The 18,909-nt window shown below is 60.3% G+C and carries 12 protein-coding genes and 1 pseudogene; 9 read left to right on the forward strand and 4 right to left on the reverse strand.

The genetic code is table 11. The annotated features are described in order from the left end of the window. The first annotated feature begins 39 nt into the window (after positions 1–39). The 4 genes and pseudogenes from BK667_RS21700 to BK667_RS21715 all read left to right on the forward strand — a co-directional run bounded on the left by BK667_RS21700 (position 40) and on the right by BK667_RS21715 (position 8,686). A complete protein-coding gene (locus tag BK667_RS21700; RefSeq protein ID WP_123598846.1) occupies positions 40–1,377 on the forward strand; it encodes a lysine N(6)-hydroxylase/L-ornithine N(5)-oxygenase family protein in 1,338 nt (445 codons plus the stop codon). Between the two features lie 499 nt (positions 1,378–1,876). Next, positions 1,877–4,582, forward strand: coding sequence for a magnesium-translocating P-type ATPase (mgtA, locus tag BK667_RS21705; RefSeq protein WP_123598847.1), 2,706 nt, complete (start codon positions 1,877–1,879; stop codon positions 4,580–4,582). Positions 4,583–4,843: 261 nt separating this feature from the next. Then, the gene (locus BK667_RS21710; RefSeq protein ID WP_123516202.1) at positions 4,844–5,461 is read left to right on the forward strand and encodes a response regulator transcription factor; all 618 of its coding nucleotides are present in this window, start codon (positions 4,844–4,846) and stop codon (positions 5,459–5,461) included. Beyond that, positions 5,462–8,686, forward strand: a pseudogene (locus tag BK667_RS21715) (transporter substrate-binding domain-containing protein). Between the two features lie 3 nt (positions 8,687–8,689). Here the strand turns inward: BK667_RS21715 and dkgB are convergent. Further along, the gene (gene dkgB / locus BK667_RS21720; protein ID WP_123516204.1) at positions 8,690–9,493 is read right to left on the reverse strand and encodes a 2,5-didehydrogluconate reductase DkgB; all 804 of its coding nucleotides are present in this window, start codon (positions 9,491–9,493) and stop codon (positions 8,690–8,692) included. A gap of 476 nt (positions 9,494–9,969) precedes the next feature. On the opposite strand from dkgB, the gene BK667_RS21725 reads away from it, so the two are divergent. The 3 genes from BK667_RS21725 (at position 9,970) to BK667_RS21735 (ending at position 13,199) form a co-directional block, all read left to right on the forward strand. After that, positions 9,970–10,836: a pirin family protein gene (locus tag BK667_RS21725; RefSeq protein WP_123598848.1), complete on the forward strand. Its 867-nt coding sequence runs from the start codon at positions 9,970–9,972 to the stop codon at positions 10,834–10,836. A 206-nt stretch (positions 10,837–11,042) separates the two neighbouring features. Then, complete coding sequence (locus tag BK667_RS21730; RefSeq protein ID WP_123598849.1) at positions 11,043–12,485, forward strand: mechanosensitive ion channel family protein; 1,443 nt, start codon at positions 11,043–11,045, stop codon at positions 12,483–12,485. A 273-nt stretch (positions 12,486–12,758) separates the two neighbouring features. Continuing rightward, positions 12,759–13,199: a carboxymuconolactone decarboxylase family protein gene (locus tag BK667_RS21735; protein WP_123516210.1), complete on the forward strand. Its 441-nt coding sequence runs from the start codon at positions 12,759–12,761 to the stop codon at positions 13,197–13,199. Here BK667_RS21735 and BK667_RS21740 read toward each other — a convergent pair whose 3' ends face one another. The 3 genes from BK667_RS21740 to BK667_RS21750 all read right to left on the reverse strand — a co-directional run bounded on the left by BK667_RS21740 (position 13,200) and on the right by BK667_RS21750 (position 16,764). Then, a complete protein-coding gene (locus BK667_RS21740) occupies positions 13,200–14,789 on the reverse strand; it encodes a DHA2 family efflux MFS transporter permease subunit (protein ID WP_123516212.1) in 1,590 nt (529 codons plus the stop codon). It lies immediately after the preceding gene. After that, positions 14,786–15,904 (reverse strand): HlyD family secretion protein, encoded by a 1,119-nt coding sequence (locus BK667_RS21745; protein WP_123598850.1) that lies wholly within the window; start codon positions 15,902–15,904, stop codon positions 14,786–14,788. Before BK667_RS21745 ends, BK667_RS21740 begins: the two co-directional genes overlap by 4 nt. Positions 15,905–15,999: 95 nt before the next feature. Next, entirely contained in the window at positions 16,000–16,764 is a 765-nt protein-coding gene (locus BK667_RS21750; RefSeq protein WP_123598851.1) for an AraC family transcriptional regulator, read from the reverse strand. A 101-nt stretch (positions 16,765–16,865) separates the two neighbouring features. Between BK667_RS21750 and BK667_RS21755 the strand changes: the two genes are divergently transcribed. Beyond that, the gene (locus BK667_RS21755; protein ID WP_123598852.1) at positions 16,866–17,987 is read left to right on the forward strand and encodes an MFS transporter; all 1,122 of its coding nucleotides are present in this window, start codon (positions 16,866–16,868) and stop codon (positions 17,985–17,987) included. Between the two features lie 186 nt (positions 17,988–18,173). Further along, the gene (locus tag BK667_RS21760; RefSeq protein WP_123598853.1) at positions 18,174–18,887 is read left to right on the forward strand and encodes a hypothetical protein; all 714 of its coding nucleotides are present in this window, start codon (positions 18,174–18,176) and stop codon (positions 18,885–18,887) included. Positions 18,888–18,909: the final 22 nt, after the last annotated feature.

The raw sequence follows: 18,909 nt of genomic DNA on the forward strand, positions 1-18,909 counted from the left end.
ATCCCCGCTGCTCCGGGGTTCATCCAGAGGACACTGGAAATGACACAGGCAATTGCATCGCCCACCGTTCACGACCTGATCGGCATCGGTTTCGGCCCTTCGAACCTGGCGCTGGCCATCGCTCTGCAAGAGCGTGCACCGAACCAGGGTGAGCTGGATGTACTGTTTCTCGACAAACAGGCCGACTATCGCTGGCACGGCAACACCCTGGTGACCCAGAGCGAGTTGCAGATTTCCTTCCTCAAGGATCTGGTGACCCTGCGCAACCCGACCAGCCCATACTCGTTCGTCAATTACCTCAAGCATCACGGGCGCCTGGTGGACTTCATCAACCTGGGCACGTTCTATCCGTGCCGCATGGAGTACAACGACTACCTGCGCTGGGTCGCCGGGCAGTTCACCGAGCAGAGCCGCTACGGTGAAGAAGTGCTGACCATCGAGCCGGTGCTGCACAACCAGCAGGTCGAAGCCCTGCGTGTGATCTCCCGCGATACCCAGGGCCAGCAACATGTGCGCACCACCCGTTCGGTGGTGGTCAGCGCCGGCGGTACACCGCGCATTCCCGAAGCGTTCAAGGCGCTCAAGGATGACCGCCGCGTGTTCCACCACTCCCAGTACCTGGCGCAAATGGCCAAGCAGCCGTGCGTGAACAACCAACCGATGAGCATTGCGATCATCGGCGGCGGGCAGAGCGCGGCGGAAGCCTTTATCGACTTGAACGACAGCTTCCCGTCGGTGCAAGTGGACATGATCCTGCGCGGCTCGGCCCTGAAACCGGCGGACGACAGCCCGTTTGTCAACGAAGTGTTCTCGCCGGAGTTCACTGACCTGGTGTTCCAGCAGGCCAGCAGCGAGCGTGAACGCCTGGTCAACGAGTACCACAACACCAACTACTCGGTGGTGGACATCGACCTGATCGAACGCATCTACGGCATCTTCTATCGCCAGAAGGTGTCCGGGATCGCCCGCCACGCGTTCCGCACTCTCACCACTATCGAAAAAGCCACCGCCACCGAGCGCGGGATCGAACTGGCGGTGCGCAACAACGCCACGGGCGAAGTCACGGTTCGGCAGTACGACGCGGTGGTCCTGGCCACCGGTTACGAGCGCCAGATGCACCGCAAACTGCTGGCGCCGCTGGAACAGTACCTGGGCGAGTTCGAGGTCGATCGCAACTACAAACTGATCACCGACGAACGCTGCAAGGCGGGCATCTACATGCAGGGCTTCTGCCAGGCCAGCCACGGTTTGAGCGACACCTTGCTGTCGATCCTGCCGATTCGCGCCGATGAAATTGCCGGGTCGCTGTATGACCATGGCGAGTCCCGTGGGCATGGGCGGTCGGTGATGGATGTGTTGTTGGCCACTGCCAGCTAACCCCCACCCTGATCGTTCCCACGCTCTGCGTGGGAATGCCTCAACGGACGCTCCGCGTCCGCTTTATAAAGGGACGCGGAGCGTCCCGGGCTGCATTCCCACGCGGAGCGTGGGAACGATCATCCTGAACCCTTCCTGAAGAACCCGCCGATTCCCCCGGCACTCGCCCAAGCATCGTTTACTCTCCAGAAATCGGGGCGTAAGCTTCGCGCGTTTTCATCAATAGCGGAGACCCACAGTGGGTACTTGTTCGAGTGACAGTAGTCGGCCGGTTTCGGTAACCGGCATTTTCTCGGCAAGCTAACGCGCAGTTTTTTTCTGCCGTTACCTTGCTGAAAAGCGAGTAGCGGCATCCCGATCGCGGCCAGTGGCGGCCCGATACCCGACGTCCCTCTCATCGACGCTGAACCGTGCGTGATGTTCGACTTGCCAGTCGTCATCGCGGCGACTCGACGCGCCTGCTCGACGGTTTCCCGGCTGACCCTGGGGGGCAACTGCCATGAACCTGACCTTGCTCAAAGAATTCTTCGCCGGATTCCTGCGCACCCGCCACATCGCCCGGCACTTCCGTCGCCTGGCGTTGCTGGAAAGCATCAACGACACCACGGTCAGCCGTGAAGTACCGCCCACCCTGGCGCAGACGTTGGTGTCCGCCGCAAACAGCGACACCGGTCAACTGCTGGACAACCTCGGCAGTCACAGCGATGGTTTGAGCGAAGCCGAAGCCGATACCCTGCGCGAGCAATTCGGCCTCAACGAAGTCGAGCATGAGCAGCCGCTGCCGTGGTGGGTGCACCTGTGGCACTGCTACAAAAACCCGTTCAACCTGTTGCTGACCTTGTTGGCGGCGGTGTCGTGGTTCACTGAAGACATCAAGGCCGCCGTGGTGATTTTCTCCATGGTGGTGCTCTCGACGTTGCTGCGCTTCTGGCAGGAAGCCAAGTCGAACCAGGCGGCTGATGCGCTCAAGGCGATGGTGAGTAACACCGCGACCGTCATGCGTCAGGGCGCGCAGCGCATCGAGCTGCCGATCAAACAACTGGTGCCCGGTGACCTGATCGTGTTGTCGGCCGGTGACATGATTCCCGCCGATTGCCGGGTGCTCAGCGCCAAGGACCTGTTCGTCAGCCAGGCGGCGATGACCGGCGAATCCATGCCGGTGGAAAAATTCCCGCGCCAACAGGACCGCGACACCAGTAACCCGCTGGACCTCGACAACATCCTGTTCATGGGCACCAACGTGGTGTCGGGTTCGGCCATCGCGGTGGTCCTCACCACCGGCAACAGCACCTATTTCGGTGCCTTGGCCCAGCGGGTCAGCGCCACCGACCGCGCGCCCACCTCGTTCCAGAATGGCGTGAACAAAGTCAGCTGGCTGCTGATCCGCTTCATGTTCGTGATGGCGCCGCTGGTGTTGTTCATCAACGGTTTCACCAAGGGTGACTGGATGCAGGCGCTGCTGTTCGCGCTGTCCATCGCCGTGGGCCTGACCCCGGAAATGCTGCCGATGATCGTCACCTCGACGTTGGCCAAGGGCGCGGTGTTCCTGTCGCGCAAAAAAGTCATCGTCAAGCGCCTGGACGCGATCCAGAACTTCGGCGCGATGGACGTGCTGTGCACCGACAAGACCGGCACCCTGACCCAGGACAAAATCTTCCTCGCCCGGCATGTGGATGTGTGGGGTGAAGAGTCCGATGACGTGCTGGAAATGGCTTACCTCAACAGCTACTACCAGACCGGCCTGAAAAACCTGCTGGACGTGGCGGTGTTGCAACACGTCGAGGTACACCGCGAACTGGAAGTGGCCACGGCGTTTGCCAAGGTCGATGAAGTGCCGTTCGATTTCACCCGGCGGCGCATGTCGGTGGTGGTGGCCGAGCATGATCAAGCGCATCACTTGCTGGTGTGCAAAGGCGCGGTGGAAGAAATTCTCGCCGGTTGCACCCGGGTGCGTCATGGCGACAACGACGAGCCACTGACCGATGACCTGCTGGCGCGGATTCGTGAAGTGACCGCGTCTTTCAACGAAGAAGGCTTGCGCGTGGTGGCGGTGGCGGCGCGGCACACGCCGAAGGATCAGGCGATTTACAGCATCGCCGATGAGCAGCAGATGACCCTGATCGGCTATGTGGCGTTCCTCGATCCGCCCAAGGAAAGCACCGCGCCGGCCCTGCGTGCACTGGCGGCCCACGGCATTGCCGTGAAAGTGCTGACCGGCGACAACGAACTGGTGACCGCCAAGATCTGCCGCGAAGTCGGCCTGGAACAACAAAGCCTGCTGATGGGCAACGACGTCGAGCGCATGAGCGATGCCGAACTGGCCGTAGCCGTGGAAACCACCAACGTCTTCGCCAAACTGACGCCGTCGCACAAAGAACGCATCGTGCGTTTGCTCAAGGGCAACGGCCACGTGGTCGGTTTCATGGGCGACGGCATCAACGACGCTCCGGCGTTGCGCGCGGCTGACATTGGTATTTCCGTGGACAGCGCGGTGGACATCGCCAAGGAAGCGGCCGACATCATCCTCCTGGAAAAGAGCCTGATGGTGCTGGAGGAGGGCGTGCTGGAAGGGCGCCGGACCTTCGCCAATATGCTCAAGTACATCAAGATGACCGCCAGCTCGAACTTCGGCAACGTGTTCTCGGTGCTGGTGGCCAGTGCGTTTATCCCGTTCCTGCCGATGCTGCCGATGCACCTGCTGGTGCAGAACCTGCTGTATGACATTTCGCAAATCGCCATCCCGTTCGATAACGTCGATGAAGAAATGCTGAGAAAACCCCAACGCTGGCAACCGGCAGATGTCGGGCGTTTCATGCTGTTCTTCGGCCCGATCAGTTCGATCTTCGACATCACCACGTTTGCGCTGATGTGGTACGTGTTCGACGCCAACACCCCGGACCACCAGACCCTGTTCCAGTCCGGCTGGTTTGTGGTGGGGTTGCTGACCCAGACACTGATCGTGCACATGATCCGTACGCCAAAGATCCCGTTCCTGCAAAGCCGCGCGGCCATGCCGTTGATGATCATGACCGGGGTCATCATGGCGATCGGTATCTTCCTGCCGATGGGCCCGTTCGCGCACTACTTCAAATTGCAGGCGCTGCCATCGCTGTACTTCGTGTTCCTGCCGGTGATTCTGCTGGCGTACATGGGCCTGACGCAGGCAGTGAAGGGGTTCTATATCCGCCGGTTTGGCTGGCAATAAATCCCCCACTGTAGGAGCAAGGCTTGCCCGCGATAGACGCACCTCGATCCTGAACGGGACCGCGTCATCGTTCATCGCGGGCAAGCCTTGCTCCTACAGATGAGTGACGACTCAATGATGACCATTCGTCGGAACTGTCAGATCTGACAGGTGGTTTTGCCTGTTGGCCCATGCAAAAGTCATTGCGCAGCCGTTGCGTCTACACCGGGCCGCTCCCGGTGTAGTCGTTGCGCAATCATGTCATTTGCACAGGGAGTTGCCATGAAGTCAGCGCTGATTGTGGACGATCATCCGGTGGTACGGGCCGCAGTCAAAATTGTTCTTGAACAGGAGGGCTTCAAACGGATTTACGAGGTGGCCAGCGGTAACGAGGTCATGGCAATGCTTCGCGATCATGCCCCCGATCTGCTAGTGCTCGACCTGATCATGCCGGGGCTCGATGGGCTGGAGGTGCTGGAGCGTATCCGGCTCAGTGAGTTCGCGTGCCGGGTGCTGATCTTTACGTCCCTGGACCCGCTGTTTTTTCAAGAGCGTTGTATGCGTGCCGGGGCCTTGGCCTATGTCTCGAAAACCAATGACTTGAGCCTGTTGCACAAAGCGATCCAGGCGCTCATGGCCGGCTATACCTATTTCAGCCGGTTGCCTTCGCCGTTGGATAATCTGCAAAGCAGTGAAAAACAGATGATCGACTCGCTCTCCAATCGCGAACTGACGATCTGCCAACACCTGGCGAACGGTCTGAGCAACAAGGCAATCGCCGAGCTGATGTACCTGAGCCACAAGACCGTCAGCACCTACAAGACGCGGTTGATCGAAAAACTCGGGGTGCATTCGGCGGTGCACTTGCGCGATTTCGCCAAACGCAATCGTCTGATTTGAGTGGGCCAGACCGTGCGTGCGTGCCTGATCGCGCTGATGCTGTTCACGGTGCTGCACGTCACGGCGGTGATGGCGGGCGAGCCACAAACCCTGCATCTGCTCGGACGCTCGACAGTGGACGGATACGACGTCCAACTGGACGAAACGGCCTGGCAATGGCTGCGCAACAAGCGGGTCTTGCGCCTCGGTGTTTCGGGGCCGGACTACCCGCCGTTCGAGGTGACGCGCAACCACGATGAACTGGAAGGCATCACGGCCGACTACGCCGATCTGCTGGCGCAACTGCTGCACGTCAGGGTCGAGGTACTGCGTTTCGGCACGCGCGAGGAAGCGATGCAGGCGCTCAAACGCGATGAGCTGGACCTGCTCGGGACATCAAACAATTTCGAGGTGGCCGATCCCGACCTGATCAGGTCCCGGGCCTACGCCGAAGACCAGCCGATGCTGGTCACCCGACTGGACGAACGCATGCCCGACGATCTGGCGGGCAAACGCATTGCCATGGTTGACGATTATTTGCGGGCGACCAGCGTCGAAGCGTTCTACCCCCAGGCGCACCTGCACCTGTATGCCTCGACGCTCGAAGCCCTCGGCGCCGTGGCGTTCGGTCAGGACGATGTGTACCTGGGCGACTTCATCAGCGCCAATTACCTGATCAACAATAACTACCTCAACAACGTTCACCTGGCCGGGCCCTCCGGCCTGGACGCCAACCCGTTCGGCTTCGCCCTGGCCCGCAGCAATACGCGCCTGGCGGGCATTGTCGATTAGGCGCTGGCAGCGATTCCCATGGATCAGCGCGCAGCCATCGAGCAACGCTGGAGTGCCGGCCGGGCCAATCACTCCGGTCAGCAGAGCGTGCGCTTGAGCCCCGGTGAACAACGTTGGCTGGCGCGGCATCCGACGCTCACGGTGGGCGTCGTCGACGATTTCGCGCCGCTGACGTTTGTCGATGCCCAAGGTCGGTTCAGCGGGTTGACGGCGCAGTTGTTGAACTTGATCAGCCAGCGCAGCGGCTTGAACTTCAAGGTGCAACGCAGTCGTTCACTGGATCAACAGATCCAGCAACTCAAGGCGGGCGAAATTGACCTGGTGCCAGCGATCATTCCCAGCACCGAGCGCGAGGCTGATTTGCGCTTCACCCGCGCTTACCTGAGCAATCCCTTCGTGTTGGTCAGCGCCGCCACCGCGCAGAGCCCGAAGACCCTGGACGACCTGGCGGGCAAACGTCTGGCGATCAATCACAGTCAGCCATTGCGCGGGTTTATTCTGGCGCGGGTACCGGGCATCCGCCTGGTGGACGTGCAAAGCCCGGCCCAGGGGTTGGAGCTGGTGGTGAAGGGGCAGGCTGACGCGGCAGTCAGTTCACTGATCTTGACCCGGTACCTGATTGTCCGGCACTACCGCGACCGATTGCAGATCCACAGTACCGTGGGCAATGAACCGGCACTCATCTCCTTGGCCACCGCGCATGGCGCCGTGGAATTGCAGTCGATCCTGAACAAGGCGTTGCTGAGCATCTCGCCCCAGGAGATGGACGATTTGGTGGCCCGCTGGAGCAATGACTTGATGGTGGATGACAGCTATTGGCTGCGACATCGCCAAGTCATCCTGCAAGGCTTCGCCGCTGCTGGCGCCTTGTTGTTGCTGGCGCTGGGCTGGATCGGCTGGCAACGCCGGCAGATTCGCCAGCGCCAGCGCTGGCTGCAGCAATTGCAGGATGCCAAGGACGCCGCCGACGACGCCAACCGGGCGAAAACCACGTTTCTGGCGACCATGAGCCATGAAATCCGCACGCCGATGAACGCGTTGATCGGCATGCTCGAACTGGCCCTGAAGCGCTCGGAAGAGGGCGTGACTGATCGTTTTGCCATTGAAGTGGCGTCCAGCTCCGCGCAGCAACTGTTGATGTTGATCGGCGATATCCTCGACATCGCCCGCATCGAGTCCGGGCATTTGTCCTTGGCGCCGGAACGGGCTAATTTGCGCGAGCTGACGGAGTCGGTGTGCCGGGTTTTCGAAAGCCTGGCGCGTCAGCAGGAATTGGGGTGGCGGGTTGAGCTGGACGAGCACAGCGACCGCGATGTGTTGATCGACCCCCTGCGGTTCAAGCAAGTGCTGTCGAATCTGTTGAGCAACGCGATCAAGTTCACCGAAGAGGGTGAAGTGAGTCTGACCCTGCGGGTGGCGCCTGGCGTGTCTGGTCATCTGGCGGTGACCGTGATCATTGCGGACAGCGGCATCGGGATCCGCGTCGCCGACCAGCAACGGCTGTTCAGTCCGTTCGTCCAGGCGGGCAACAACCCGCAATCCGGGCGCAGCGGTTCCGGGTTGGGGTTGGTGATCAGCCGTTCCTTGTGCGAAATGATGGGCGGGCGGCTGCGGCTGCACAGTGAACTCGGTCGGGGCACGCGGGTCGAGGTCAGTCTGGATGTGCCCGTCCTGCCGCCGTTGCAGCCCAGCGCCGTGCCGTTGAGCGAAATGCCGTTGCCGATCCGCTCGTTGACGATTCTGGTGGTCGACGATTACCCGCCCAATCGCCTGCTGTTGTCCCGGCAGTTGAGTTATCTGGGGCATCGGGTGCTGGAGGCCGAGGATGGCGCGCAGGGGTTGGAGCAATGGCGCAAACAGCCATTCGACGTATTGATCACCGACTGCAACATGCCGGTCCTCAGTGGCTATGAACTGGCGATGGCGATCCGTGATGAGGAACAGGCTCAGGGTTTGCCGGCGACACCGATTCTTGGATTTACCGCCAATGCCCAGCCCGAGGAAAAATGGCGATGCCTGGAAGCCGGGATGGATGATTGCCTGTTCAAACCGATTCGTCTGGGGGATTTGAGTGCCTGGCTGGCGGCCAGGTTTGCCGGCGAATCGCCCCGGGAAGAACCATCTGAAGCCGTCATCGACCTGAGTGGCCTGGAGCGCTACGTCGGCAGCGACCGCACGTTGATCGATCGCCTGGTGCACGATCTGGCGGTGACCAACCGCGAGGATCGCGAGCAGTTGCTGCAGGCGCACGCGGCGGGCAATCGCCAGGACCTCCAGAACCTGGCGCACCGCATCAAGGGCGGTGCGCGGATGGTCCGGGCAGTGCGGCTGATCGAGTGTTGCGAGCAACTGGAACAGGCTTGCGCCGAAGGTCGCGTGGCACTGATCGACATCGCTGTCGAGCGTTTGCAGCAAACCATGACGCGCCTGGACCAGAGCCTCGGCCAGCGCTGACGATCAATCCCAGTGCGGGGCGATGCCTTTAGGGCTGGTCAAGCGCTGGCCACGATCCAGACCGGCGATCAGGGCCATGTCGGCTTCGCTCAAGGTCAGGTCGAGGGCTTGCAGGTTGCTTTGCAGATTGGCGCGTTTGGTCGATGAAGGAATCACCGCATAACCCAGTTGCATGGCCCAGGCCAGGGTGACTTGCGCCGGTGTCGCCTGAAGACGCTCGGCGATCTGCTGGATCACCGGGTCCTTCAGCACTTCGCCGTAGGCCAGGGTCATGTACGAGGTGATCTGGATACCCTGGCTCTGGGCGAATTCGACGACCTTGCGGTTTTGCAGGTACGGGTGCAATTCGATCTGGTTGGTGGCGATGTTTTCGGCACCGACGGCGGCGATGGCTTGTTTCATCAAGTCCACGGTGAAGTTGGACACGCCGATCTGGCGGGTCAGTCCCATTTGCCTGGCTTCGAGCAGGGCGCCCATGAACTCTTCCACCGGCACCTGGTTTTCCGGGGACGGCCAGTGGATCAGCGTCAGGTCCAGGTAGTCGGTCTGCAAGTTGCGCAGGCTTTGTTTAAGGCTGTTGATCAGTTGATCCTTGGCGAAGTTGGCGACCCAGATTTTGCTGGTAATGAACAGATCCTGGCGAGCGATGCCGCTTGCGGCGATGGCCTGGCCGACTTCGGCTTCGTTTTCGTAGATCTGCGCGGTGTCGACGACCCGGTAGCCCAGTTCAAGACCGGTGCTCACCGAATCGATGACCACCTGGCCTTGCAGGCGAAACGTACCAAGACCGAATGCGGGAATAGACATTGATGACTCCAGGGTTGCAGTGGGAATGGGCACGAGTATCCGCGCCGATGGCCTTGAGAAAAACCGCGGGTGGGTCAAGTCAATGTTTACCGGAAGTCATGAATGGAGGCGGGCTGGTGAAATGGGAGGGGCTGGTCTGGCCTCTTCGCGGGCAAGCCTCGCTCCTACAATGGTTTTGTGATGTTTGCAAAACCCCTGTAGGAGCGAGGCTTGCCCGCGAAGGCCGCACCGCGGTCCAAAGCCTTACCCCCGCGCCTCAAGAATCATGCAAGTCGACAAGTCCTCAGGCGGATATTACGGCTGTAATTTGAATCGATGTTATGTCCGAAGTAAAAACCTGGCTACTGGCGTTTTATAGGCACAATGCGAACATCGTCTCGCTGGTAGAACGATGAGGACGGTTTTTGCCGGCTAGTGCCGGATTGGTATCAGATTTAAGCTGGGTTCATGCTTCACCCACCTATTTCGGAGGCGCGATGAAAAACATCATCGGTATCTACACCAGTCCACGGGCCCATTGGGTCGGCGACGGTTTCCCGGTTCGCACGCTGTTTTCCTACGACACCATGGGCAAACACATCAGCCCGTTTCTGCTGCTGGATCACGCCGGTCCCGCCGAATTCACCCCGACCACCGAACGGCGTGGCGTCGGCCAGCACCCCCATCGCGGTTTCGAAACCGTGACCATCGTCTACGACGGCGAAGTGCAGCACCGCGACTCCACCGGCAGTGGCGGCACCATCGGCCCTGGCGATGTGCAATGGATGACCGCCGCCTCGGGGATCATCCATGAGGAATTCCACTCCGACGATTTCGCCAAACGTGGCGGCACCCTGGAAATGGTTCAGCTGTGGGTCAACCTGCCGGCCAAGGACAAAATGGCCGACGCCGGTTACCAGACGATTCTCGACCGCGACATCCCGAACATCCCGCTCAAGGACGACGCCGGTAATCTGCGCCTGATCGCCGGTGAGTTCGATGGCCAGACCGGGCCGTCGCGCACCTTCACGCCGATCGATGTCTGGGACATTCGCCTGAACGCCGGCAAATTGCTGACGCTGGACTTGCACGAAGGTCGCAACACCGCGTTGGTGGTGCTGCGCGGCACGGTGCAGGTCAATGGCCTGGAGCTTGTACGGGAAGGGCAATTGGCGCTGTTTGAACGCGACGGGCATCAACTCAGCCTGGAAGCCAATAACGACGCGGTGGTGTTGTTGCTCAGCGGCGAACCGATTGACGAACCCATCGTCGGTCATGGACCGTTTGTGATGAACAGCGAGCAGGAAATCCACCAGGCGTTTGCTGATTATCAATCGGGACGGTTTGGGCGCATGAGCAGCTAAACCCAGCAGCACCACAACCCCATGTGGGAGCGAGCCTGCTCGCGAATGCGGTGTATCAGTCGATATTGATATTGACTGACACGGCCTCTTCGCGAGCAGGCTCGCTCCCACAGTTGTTTTGGGTTGTTCTTGAGAAATCAATTTGCTCCTACACTGTGCCCAATGTGTGAGATCTTCGCGCCATTGGCCCTTGCTGGAGTTGCTTGATGCTGTCACTGCTCACCGATCACCCGCTGCTCGCCGCATTGGCCCTGATCCTGATTGATCTTGGGCTATGGCGATTGATCAGCACCAACGGCAGCAACTGGAAACTGGTCGTGCGGCTGGTGATTTTCGCGTTGTTCAGCGTCCTGTTGTTCAACGAAGGCCTGAACCCGTTGGAACCGGCGCCCTGGGCCGACAACGTGCCGCTGCACCTGGCCGCCACCGGTTTGCAGATCGGCTGGTGGTTGTTCGGCGCGCGAACCCTGACGGTGCTGATCGGCGCGGTGATGATGCAACGGGTCGGGCACACCGGGCGCCTGCTCCAGGATTTGCTCGGTGCGGTGATTTTCCTGATCGCGATTATCGCGGCCATGGCTTACGTACTCGACCTGCCGGTCAAAGGCGTTCTCGCCACCTCCGGTGCGGTGGCGATCATCGTCGGCCTGGCGTTGCAAAGTACCCTCAGCGACGTGTTCTCCGGCATCGTTTTGAACACCACCAAGCCTTATCAAATCGATGACTGGATTTCCATCGACGGCACCGAAGGCCGGGTCACCGACATCGACTGGCGTGCCACGCGCATGCAAACCGCCCAGGGCAGCCTGGCGGTGATTCCCAACTCCCTGGCGGCCAAGGCCAAGATCATCAACTTCAGCCGGCCGAGCGACATGTTCGGCGTGTCCATCTGCCTGCAACTGAGCCCCCACGCGCGGCCGAACACGGTGGTCGAAGCCCTGGAACGGGCGATGCAGGGTTGTCGTTTGCTGCTGGATCATCCCGCGCCGAATGTCGCCCTGAAAAGCTCCAGCAGCGCCGGGATGGAATACGAAATCAGCGGGTTTGTCGCCTCGATGGACCAGAAGCGCACCGTGCGCAATCTGCTGTTCGACCTGGCGTACCGGCACTTACAGGCGTCCGGGATCAATCTGCTGTCGAGCGTGGAACCCAACCCGCCGAGCAACGTGTCCCGGCCACGGGCGCTGCTGGAAAGCTCGACGATTTTCTCGACCCTGCGCCAGGAAGAAAAAGAAACCTTCAGCCAGAACATGACCCTGCAAACCTTCCGCGCCGGCGAAACGATCCTGGCGGCGGGGGAGGTCAGCGATCATTTGTTCATCATCGAATCGGGGGTCATTTCGGTGACCCTGATGCGTCACGGTGCGCCGTTTGAATCCGGGCGCATGGGGCCAGGCGAGGTGATTGGCGAGGCCGGAATCCTGTCCGATACCTCGGTGCCCGCCGCGTTTACCGCCAAGACCTTCTGTGCCCTGTACCGCATCGAAAAGGCCTACCTCAAGCCGTGCCTGGACGCGCGTCACGACATCAACGATGCCATGAAAGCCTTGCTGGATTTCCGTTTGCACAAGGCGCGGACCTTGACCCAGGACGAGCCGGTGGCGGTGCAGAAGAAGGGGTTTTTGCAGTGGCTTAGAAATCGCGCGTGAATGGCCGCTACGCGGTTCGCTCCTACAGGTTAGCTATTTGCCGCGAAATGTCGGCACGACACAAATCCTGTAGGAGCGAGGCTTGCCCGCGAAAGCAATGTCAGCCCCGCAACAAATCCCGGACCGATCAGAAATCTATAGTCGCCAATGCCCGATAACAGGTTTTTGGGGCGGCCCTTCAATGGCCTCCTCGTCTTCTCGAATATTGGCTATTTGTCGAAGCCATGGGTGGGCTTAACTTAGCTCCACACCCACTTGTGACGGAGCCCTACCATGAAACCTCGTATTGATTTCTACACCGCTTCCCCAGACGCCCTCAAAGCCATGATCGCCCTGGAAACCGCCGTGTCGAAGCTGCCGCTGGAAAAGAACCTGATCGAACTGGTCAAGCTGCGCACGTCGCAAATCAACGGCTGCGCCTTCTGCCTCGATATGCACAGCGCCGATGCCCGCAAGGGCGGTGAAGACGAACGTCGCCTGGCCACCTTGTCGGCCTGGCGTGAAACGCCGTTCTTCACCCCGCGTGAACGTGCGGCCCTGGCCTGGACCGAATCCCTGACCCTGATCAGTCAGACCCACGCCCCGGACGAAGACTATGAACTGGCGGTCTCCGAGTTCAGCTCCAAGGAAATGGTCGACCTGACCGTGGCCATCACCACCATCAACGCCTGGAACCGCCTGGCGATTGGTTTTCGCAAAATGCCTCAAGCCTGATCAATGAGCGTCTGCTGACGGCGCGGCCGGTGGTTGCACCTTGCGCATCAAGGGCACCATCGCCGTGGCGATAATGAAGCAGACCATGATCATCAAAAACGCGTCGCCATAGGTTTGCGTCTGGGCTTCGCGGTAGGTCAGCAGCCAGAGTTGATGCAGGCTGGCGGTGACACCGGCGTCACCGCTTTGACCGAGAGCGGCGAAGTTGTTGCCGACCTGGGACAGCCACTGGTTGAGCGCTTCGTTGGTGCTGTTCAGATGCTCGGCCAACCGCGTGAAGTGCAGGTTGGTGCGGTCGTTGAGGATGGTTGCACACGCTGCAATGCCAATCGCGCCGCCCAGGTTACGCATCAGGTTGAACAACCCCGAAGCATGTTTGAGCCGCGCCGGCGCCAGGCCACCCAGGGTCAGGGTCACCGCTGGCGGCACCGCAAGTTGCTGGGCGATCCCACGCAAGGCTTGCGGCAGCATCAATTCCCTGGCGCCCCAGTCATGGGTGATCGGGCTGAAATCCCACATTGATAAAGCGAACAGCCCCAGACCGGTCATCATGATCCAGCGCAGGTCGATGCGATTGGCCATAAAGGCGTACAGCGGAATCGCCATGATCTGGAACACCCCGGTGGAAAAAACCGCCAGACCAATGTCCAGTGCGCTATAGCCACGGACCCGACCGAGAAACAGCGGCGTCAGGTAAATCGTGGCGAACAGGCCGATCCCGGTGACGAACGAGAAGAAGCAGCCGAGGGCGAAGTTGCGGTCCTTCAAGGCGCGCAAATCGACGATCGGATTAGCCACGTACAACGTGCGGCTGATAAAGGCCAGGCCGGCGAGGCCGCTGATCCACGCAGTGGTCAGGATCGTGCTGTCGCTGAACCAGTTCCAGCGCGGACCTTCTTCGAGGGTGTATTCCAGGCAGCCGAGAAACAGCGCCATAAACACCATGCTGATGTAGTCGGCGCCCTTGAGCAGCGACAGTTCTGGCTGATCGATCTTCACCAGCATCGGCACGACCACGGCGACGAAAATCCCTGGCACCAGGTTGATGTAGAACAGCCAGTGCCAGGACGAAATGTCGGTGATCCAGCCACCGATCACCGGGCCCAGGGTCGGCGCCAGGGACGCCACGGCGCCGATGGTCGAGGCGGCGATCACCCGTTGTTTGCCAGTAAAGAAAAAGAATGCGGTGGTGAACACCAGCGGAATCATCGAGCCGCCGAGAAAGCCTTGCAGGGCGCGGAAGGCGATCATGCTCTGGATGTTCCAGGCCACGCCGCAGAGCAGGCTGGCCAAGGTGAAACCCACCGCCGAAGCACAGAACAACCAACGGGTCGAGAACACCCGTGAAAGCCAACCCGACAACGGAATCACGATGATTTCAGCGATCAGGTAACTGGTCTGCACCCATGCAGTTTCGTCGGTGCCGGCCGAGAGCCCGCCGCCGATGTCGCGTAACGAGGCGGAGACAATCTGGATATCCAGCAGCGCAATGAACATGCCGATGCACATGCTGGCGAAGGCGAAGACTTTGGTCGCCGTCGCCATGTCCGCGACATTGAACGGCTGCGCGGGAGCGGCGATGGTGCTCATGGTGCGCTGGCCACGGCAGGGGTTTTCTCGTCAGCGCGGGTGTCCACTTCAGCGGTCACCGACAGCCCCGGACGCAAATGGCCGAGCACGCCATCGGCCGGATCCAGCACGATGCGCACCGGCACCCGCTGGACGATTTTGGTGAAGTTGCCGGTGGCGTTTTCCGGTGGCAACACACTGAACTGCGCACCACTGGCCGGGGCGAGGCTGTCCAGATGACCGTGGAAGACCTGGCCCGACAGCACGTCGGCACGGATGATCACCCGCTGACCGGATGTCATACGCGCCAGTTGGTCTTCCTTGAAATTGGCATCGACCCACAGCCCACTGGATGGCACCACTGACAGCAATTGCGAACCGGCCTGGGCGTAAGCACCGACCCGCGCCCGACGATTGCCGACCACGCCGTCCACCGGGGCTTTGAGTTCGGTGTAGCCGACGTTCAGTTGCGCCAGATCACGCTCGGCTTTGGCTTGCATCAGCGCGGCGCGGGCTTGTTGTTTCTGGGTTTCGATCACGTCCAGTTGACGCTGGGAAGCGAGCAGCTCGGCCTGGGCCCGGGCGCTGATGGCCTGGGCGGTCTTGAACGTAGCATTAGCGCGTTGGGCGCTTTCCACCGAGACGGCATTGCTGCCGACCAGTTTTTTGTAACGCGCATCGTCATCCCGGGAACGGGCGGTTTCGGCGCCGGCAGCATCGATCCCGGCGCGGGCCTGGCCGATCACCGCGTGTTGCAATTGCTCGGTGGCATCGAGGTTGGCGAGCAGCGCTTCTTCGGCGGCGACCGCGCCTTCAGCCTTGGCCAGGTTGGCGCGGTAATCCCGCGAATCCAGGCGCACCAGCACATCGCCGGCCTTGACCTTCTGGTTGTCGGTGACCAGCACTTCTTCGATATAACCCGCGACTTTTGGCCCGATCACCGTAACGTCGCCACCAATGTAGGCATCGTCGGTTTCTTCAAGGAAACGCCCGGCGCTCCACCAGTGGGCGCCGTACAACCCGATGCCGACCAGCGCCGCGATGGCCACGGTCAGCAACAGCAGACGCTTGAGCACGGGCGGCTTGGCAGTCACCGGGATAGCCAGGTCGGGTTCAACGGTGGGCATGCTGGTCATGGAGAAATACCTGTTGGGAGGGTCTTTATTACGGCTGTAATATGACGCATGTCATATTTGCTTGCAATTTATTTTTGCTGCCGATCGTCAGGTGCTTATTTGAGCCAGTTGCCGGGTGTGACGCCGGTCATGTCCTTGAAGAACGCGATAAACGCGCTGTCGCTGGCAAATCCCAGGTCGAACGCGCTGTAAGAGAGGCTGCGACCGGTGGCGAGCAGTTCCATGGCACGCATCAATCGCCATTGCTGGCGCCACTGCTGATAACTCATACCGGTTTCGCGCTGGAAGATGCGGCCGATGGTCCGTCCGCTGGCGCCGATCTGCCGTTCCAGCACCTGCAGTTCCGGCGGCAGGCGTTCGGGGGTCGCCAGCAACGGTGCCAGGCGTTTGTCACAGGGCAAGGGCAGGAGCATCGGTTGCTGCGCGGCCTCGCGAATTTCGCTCAGGCACAAGCCCAGCAGATGGGCGGATTTGCCCTGCTGCCAATCGGTGGCGAAATCCGCCAGCGCCATCGGCTCCAGCACGGCGCGCAGGAGCGGACTCACCTCAATCACACAGACCTGTTGCGGCAGGTCGACACACAACGCTGGCGTCAGGTAAATCGATCGATAGTCCACGCTGCGCTGCATCACCGCGCGGTGGGCCACGCCCGAGGGAATCCACGCGGCGCGGGAGGGTGGCAACAAGCACAACTGCTGGGCGAGGGTGATGCGCATGCAGCCCCGGCGGGTGAACAGCAGTTGCCCGCGCTGATGTTGATGCAGGCCGGAATCGTGGTCGCCGAGTTGCGAGGCAATGCCGATGACACTCGCCGGGTAGCGATCAGGGTCGAAGGTGACGTGGGATTCCAGCCAGGCCATGAAGATGTCCGATTTCAACGATAAAGTGACAGAGTTTGGATAATACGTCAGTCAGCGCTTCTTAAACTCTTCGCCAGTTTCTATTGAAGAGTGATGCTGTGATGAATTCACGAAACCTGTTGGTGCTGGCGATTGCGTTATTGATGTTCCCGCAGATCGCCCAAACCCTCTACAGCCCGGCGTTGGCGGATATCGGCCAAGCCTTTGGCGTCGGCCCGCAAGCGGCGGGGCAAACCCTGTCGGTGTATTTCCTGGCCTTTGCGTTTGGCGTGGTGGTGTGGGGGCGGGTGTGCGACCGCATCGGGCGGCGACCTACCATGCTTGTCGGTTTGGCGTTGTACGTTGGTGCGTCGATGTTGGCGTTGCAGGCCAGCACCTTCAATGGCCTGTTGATGGCCCAGGCGCTGGCGGCATTCGGCGCTGCGGTGGGCTCGGTGGTGACGCAAACCCTGTTGCGCGATCGCTTCCAGGGCGCCGAACTGGCTCAGGTATTTTCGCTGATGGGCATTGCGCTGGCGGCCAGCCCGGCGCTCGGCTTGTTCAGCGGGGCGAGCCTGGTGCACGCCTTTGGTTATCGAGGTGTGCTCGGGTGTCTGTTGCTATTGTCCCTGGGCTTGTGGCTATGGTGCTGGCGAACCCTGCCGGAAACCCGTCCGCAACACCTGATTAGCGCCAGCCTGTTCGAGACCCTGAGGCGCATGCTGCAAGATCGGGACATCTGGCGTTCGACGCTGCTGGTCGCGTTGTTCAACATTGCCTTGTTCAGCTACTACAGCCTCGGTCCTTTTATGTTTGAGCGGCTGGGACTGAGTGGGCAACTGTTCGGCTATAGCGGTGTGATCCTGGCCCTGGGCTCCGGTCTTGGCGCCTGGATGAATAAACGGTTGTTGCGCAAAGGGTTCACGGGATTGCGCCTGATCCGTCTTGCGGCGGGCGTGGCATTGCTCGGCGGCATCGGCGTGTGGCTGCTGCAAGACAGCGGATTGTTTGTGTTATCGATGCTGCTGGTGGTGCTGGCGTTCGGCATGGCAATCCCGAACATTCTCGGCTCGGCCCTGGCCAATTACGGTGACCGACTGGGCACGGCCGGCGCGCTGTTTGGCTTGATGTATTACCTGTTGATCGGCGCTGGGCTGATGCTGGTCGGGTGGTTTCAGGCGTTGGGCGAAACGTTGATGGTGTGCGGTGCGTTGGCCTTGCTGCTGGTCTGGCGTAAAAACTGACTAATTGTTTAATAAATGTAAACGTCGTAGGACTCGTCTTGCATTTGCGGAGCTCGTCCTCAAAGCATCAGAAATATTCTGAAAAATGCCGCCAGACGCGTCGTTCAAATCCCTGTGCTAGCTTGAAAGGCAGTAAGTCGAACCCTAAAAAAAAAACGCTAATTCCACATGCAAGGAAGCTCGCTTATGCCGCTACAGCGGCCCATCGCATCACTGCTCGCCAGCGATGCCTCAGGGATCCCGTTCCAAGTGAAGGTCAGTGTCGTGCCGATGACTAAAGCGCTTGCCAGGCAGTGGCACGAGACGGTTCAACCTATCGTTGATAACCATTACTCGCACGAAGGCTTTGCGAGTCAGAAAGTTCGAGCTGATGTCGGATGGCGATGGCCGAATTACCTGAAGCTCGTCGCCATCCACAACTACCTCACCCGAATGCCAGGTAATGCGTCCGAAAAAGGGAAGGCGATGTGTGTTGTCGTATCGAAGGGCGAGCAAAAATTTCCCATCGGCATGCTTTCGCTTGTTCCCAAGCTTCATTGCAATGTCCAGGGAGTAGAGCGGCAACGCGCTTTTACGTGGTATCTATCCGATGCACCGGCTGAGCTATATGAACAATTCTTGCGTCAACCAACCATTCGTGGTGTGGCCAAGGCTTTGATCGATTGCACGATTCAGGCTGCTTTGGACGAGGGTGATGACGGCGCGCTGTTACTACATGCCGATCCCAATGGAGGCCGGAAACTCGTCGACTTTTACACCTCCAGCTGCAAGATGCGTAGGCTATCGCCCAAAAATGGAATCGTTACGGCGATCTGGCGCAGGAGGCGTCCTGATGAATATTTCCACTTCACCGGAGCAGACGCCCAGGCATTTTCTGCTCTCTATGATCATCGGCGCTAGGCGGTCGCGGCAGCGCTTTGCA

The sequence above is a fragment of the Pseudomonas frederiksbergensis genome, assembly GCF_003732705.1.
Taxonomy (GTDB): domain Bacteria; phylum Pseudomonadota; class Gammaproteobacteria; order Pseudomonadales; family Pseudomonadaceae; genus Aquipseudomonas; species Aquipseudomonas frederiksbergensis_F.

Coding starts and splice junctions, on each gene's coding strand:
- BK667_RS21700 (WP_123598846.1), top strand. CDS start 40: ATGACACAGGCAATTGCATCGCCCACCGTTCACGACCTGATCGGCATC.
- mgtA (WP_123598847.1), top strand. CDS start 1,877: ATGAACCTGACCTTGCTCAAAGAATTCTTCGCCGGATTCCTGCGCACC.
- BK667_RS21710 (WP_123516202.1), top strand. CDS start 4,844: ATGAAGTCAGCGCTGATTGTGGACGATCATCCGGTGGTACGGGCCGCA.
- dkgB (WP_123516204.1), bottom strand. CDS start 9,493: ATGTCTATTCCCGCATTCGGTCTTGGTACGTTTCGCCTGCAAGGCCAG.
- BK667_RS21725 (WP_123598848.1), top strand. CDS start 9,970: ATGAAAAACATCATCGGTATCTACACCAGTCCACGGGCCCATTGGGTC.
- BK667_RS21730 (WP_123598849.1), top strand. CDS start 11,043: ATGCTGTCACTGCTCACCGATCACCCGCTGCTCGCCGCATTGGCCCTG.
- BK667_RS21735 (WP_123516210.1), top strand. CDS start 12,759: ATGAAACCTCGTATTGATTTCTACACCGCTTCCCCAGACGCCCTCAAA.
- BK667_RS21740 (WP_123516212.1), bottom strand. CDS start 14,789: ATGAGCACCATCGCCGCTCCCGCGCAGCCGTTCAATGTCGCGGACATG.
- BK667_RS21745 (WP_123598850.1), bottom strand. CDS start 15,904: ATGACCAGCATGCCCACCGTTGAACCCGACCTGGCTATCCCGGTGACT.
- BK667_RS21750 (WP_123598851.1), bottom strand. CDS start 16,764: ATGGCCTGGCTGGAATCCCACGTCACCTTCGACCCTGATCGCTACCCG.
- BK667_RS21755 (WP_123598852.1), top strand. CDS start 16,866: ATGAATTCACGAAACCTGTTGGTGCTGGCGATTGCGTTATTGATGTTC.
- BK667_RS21760 (WP_123598853.1), top strand. CDS start 18,174: ATGCCGCTACAGCGGCCCATCGCATCACTGCTCGCCAGCGATGCCTCA.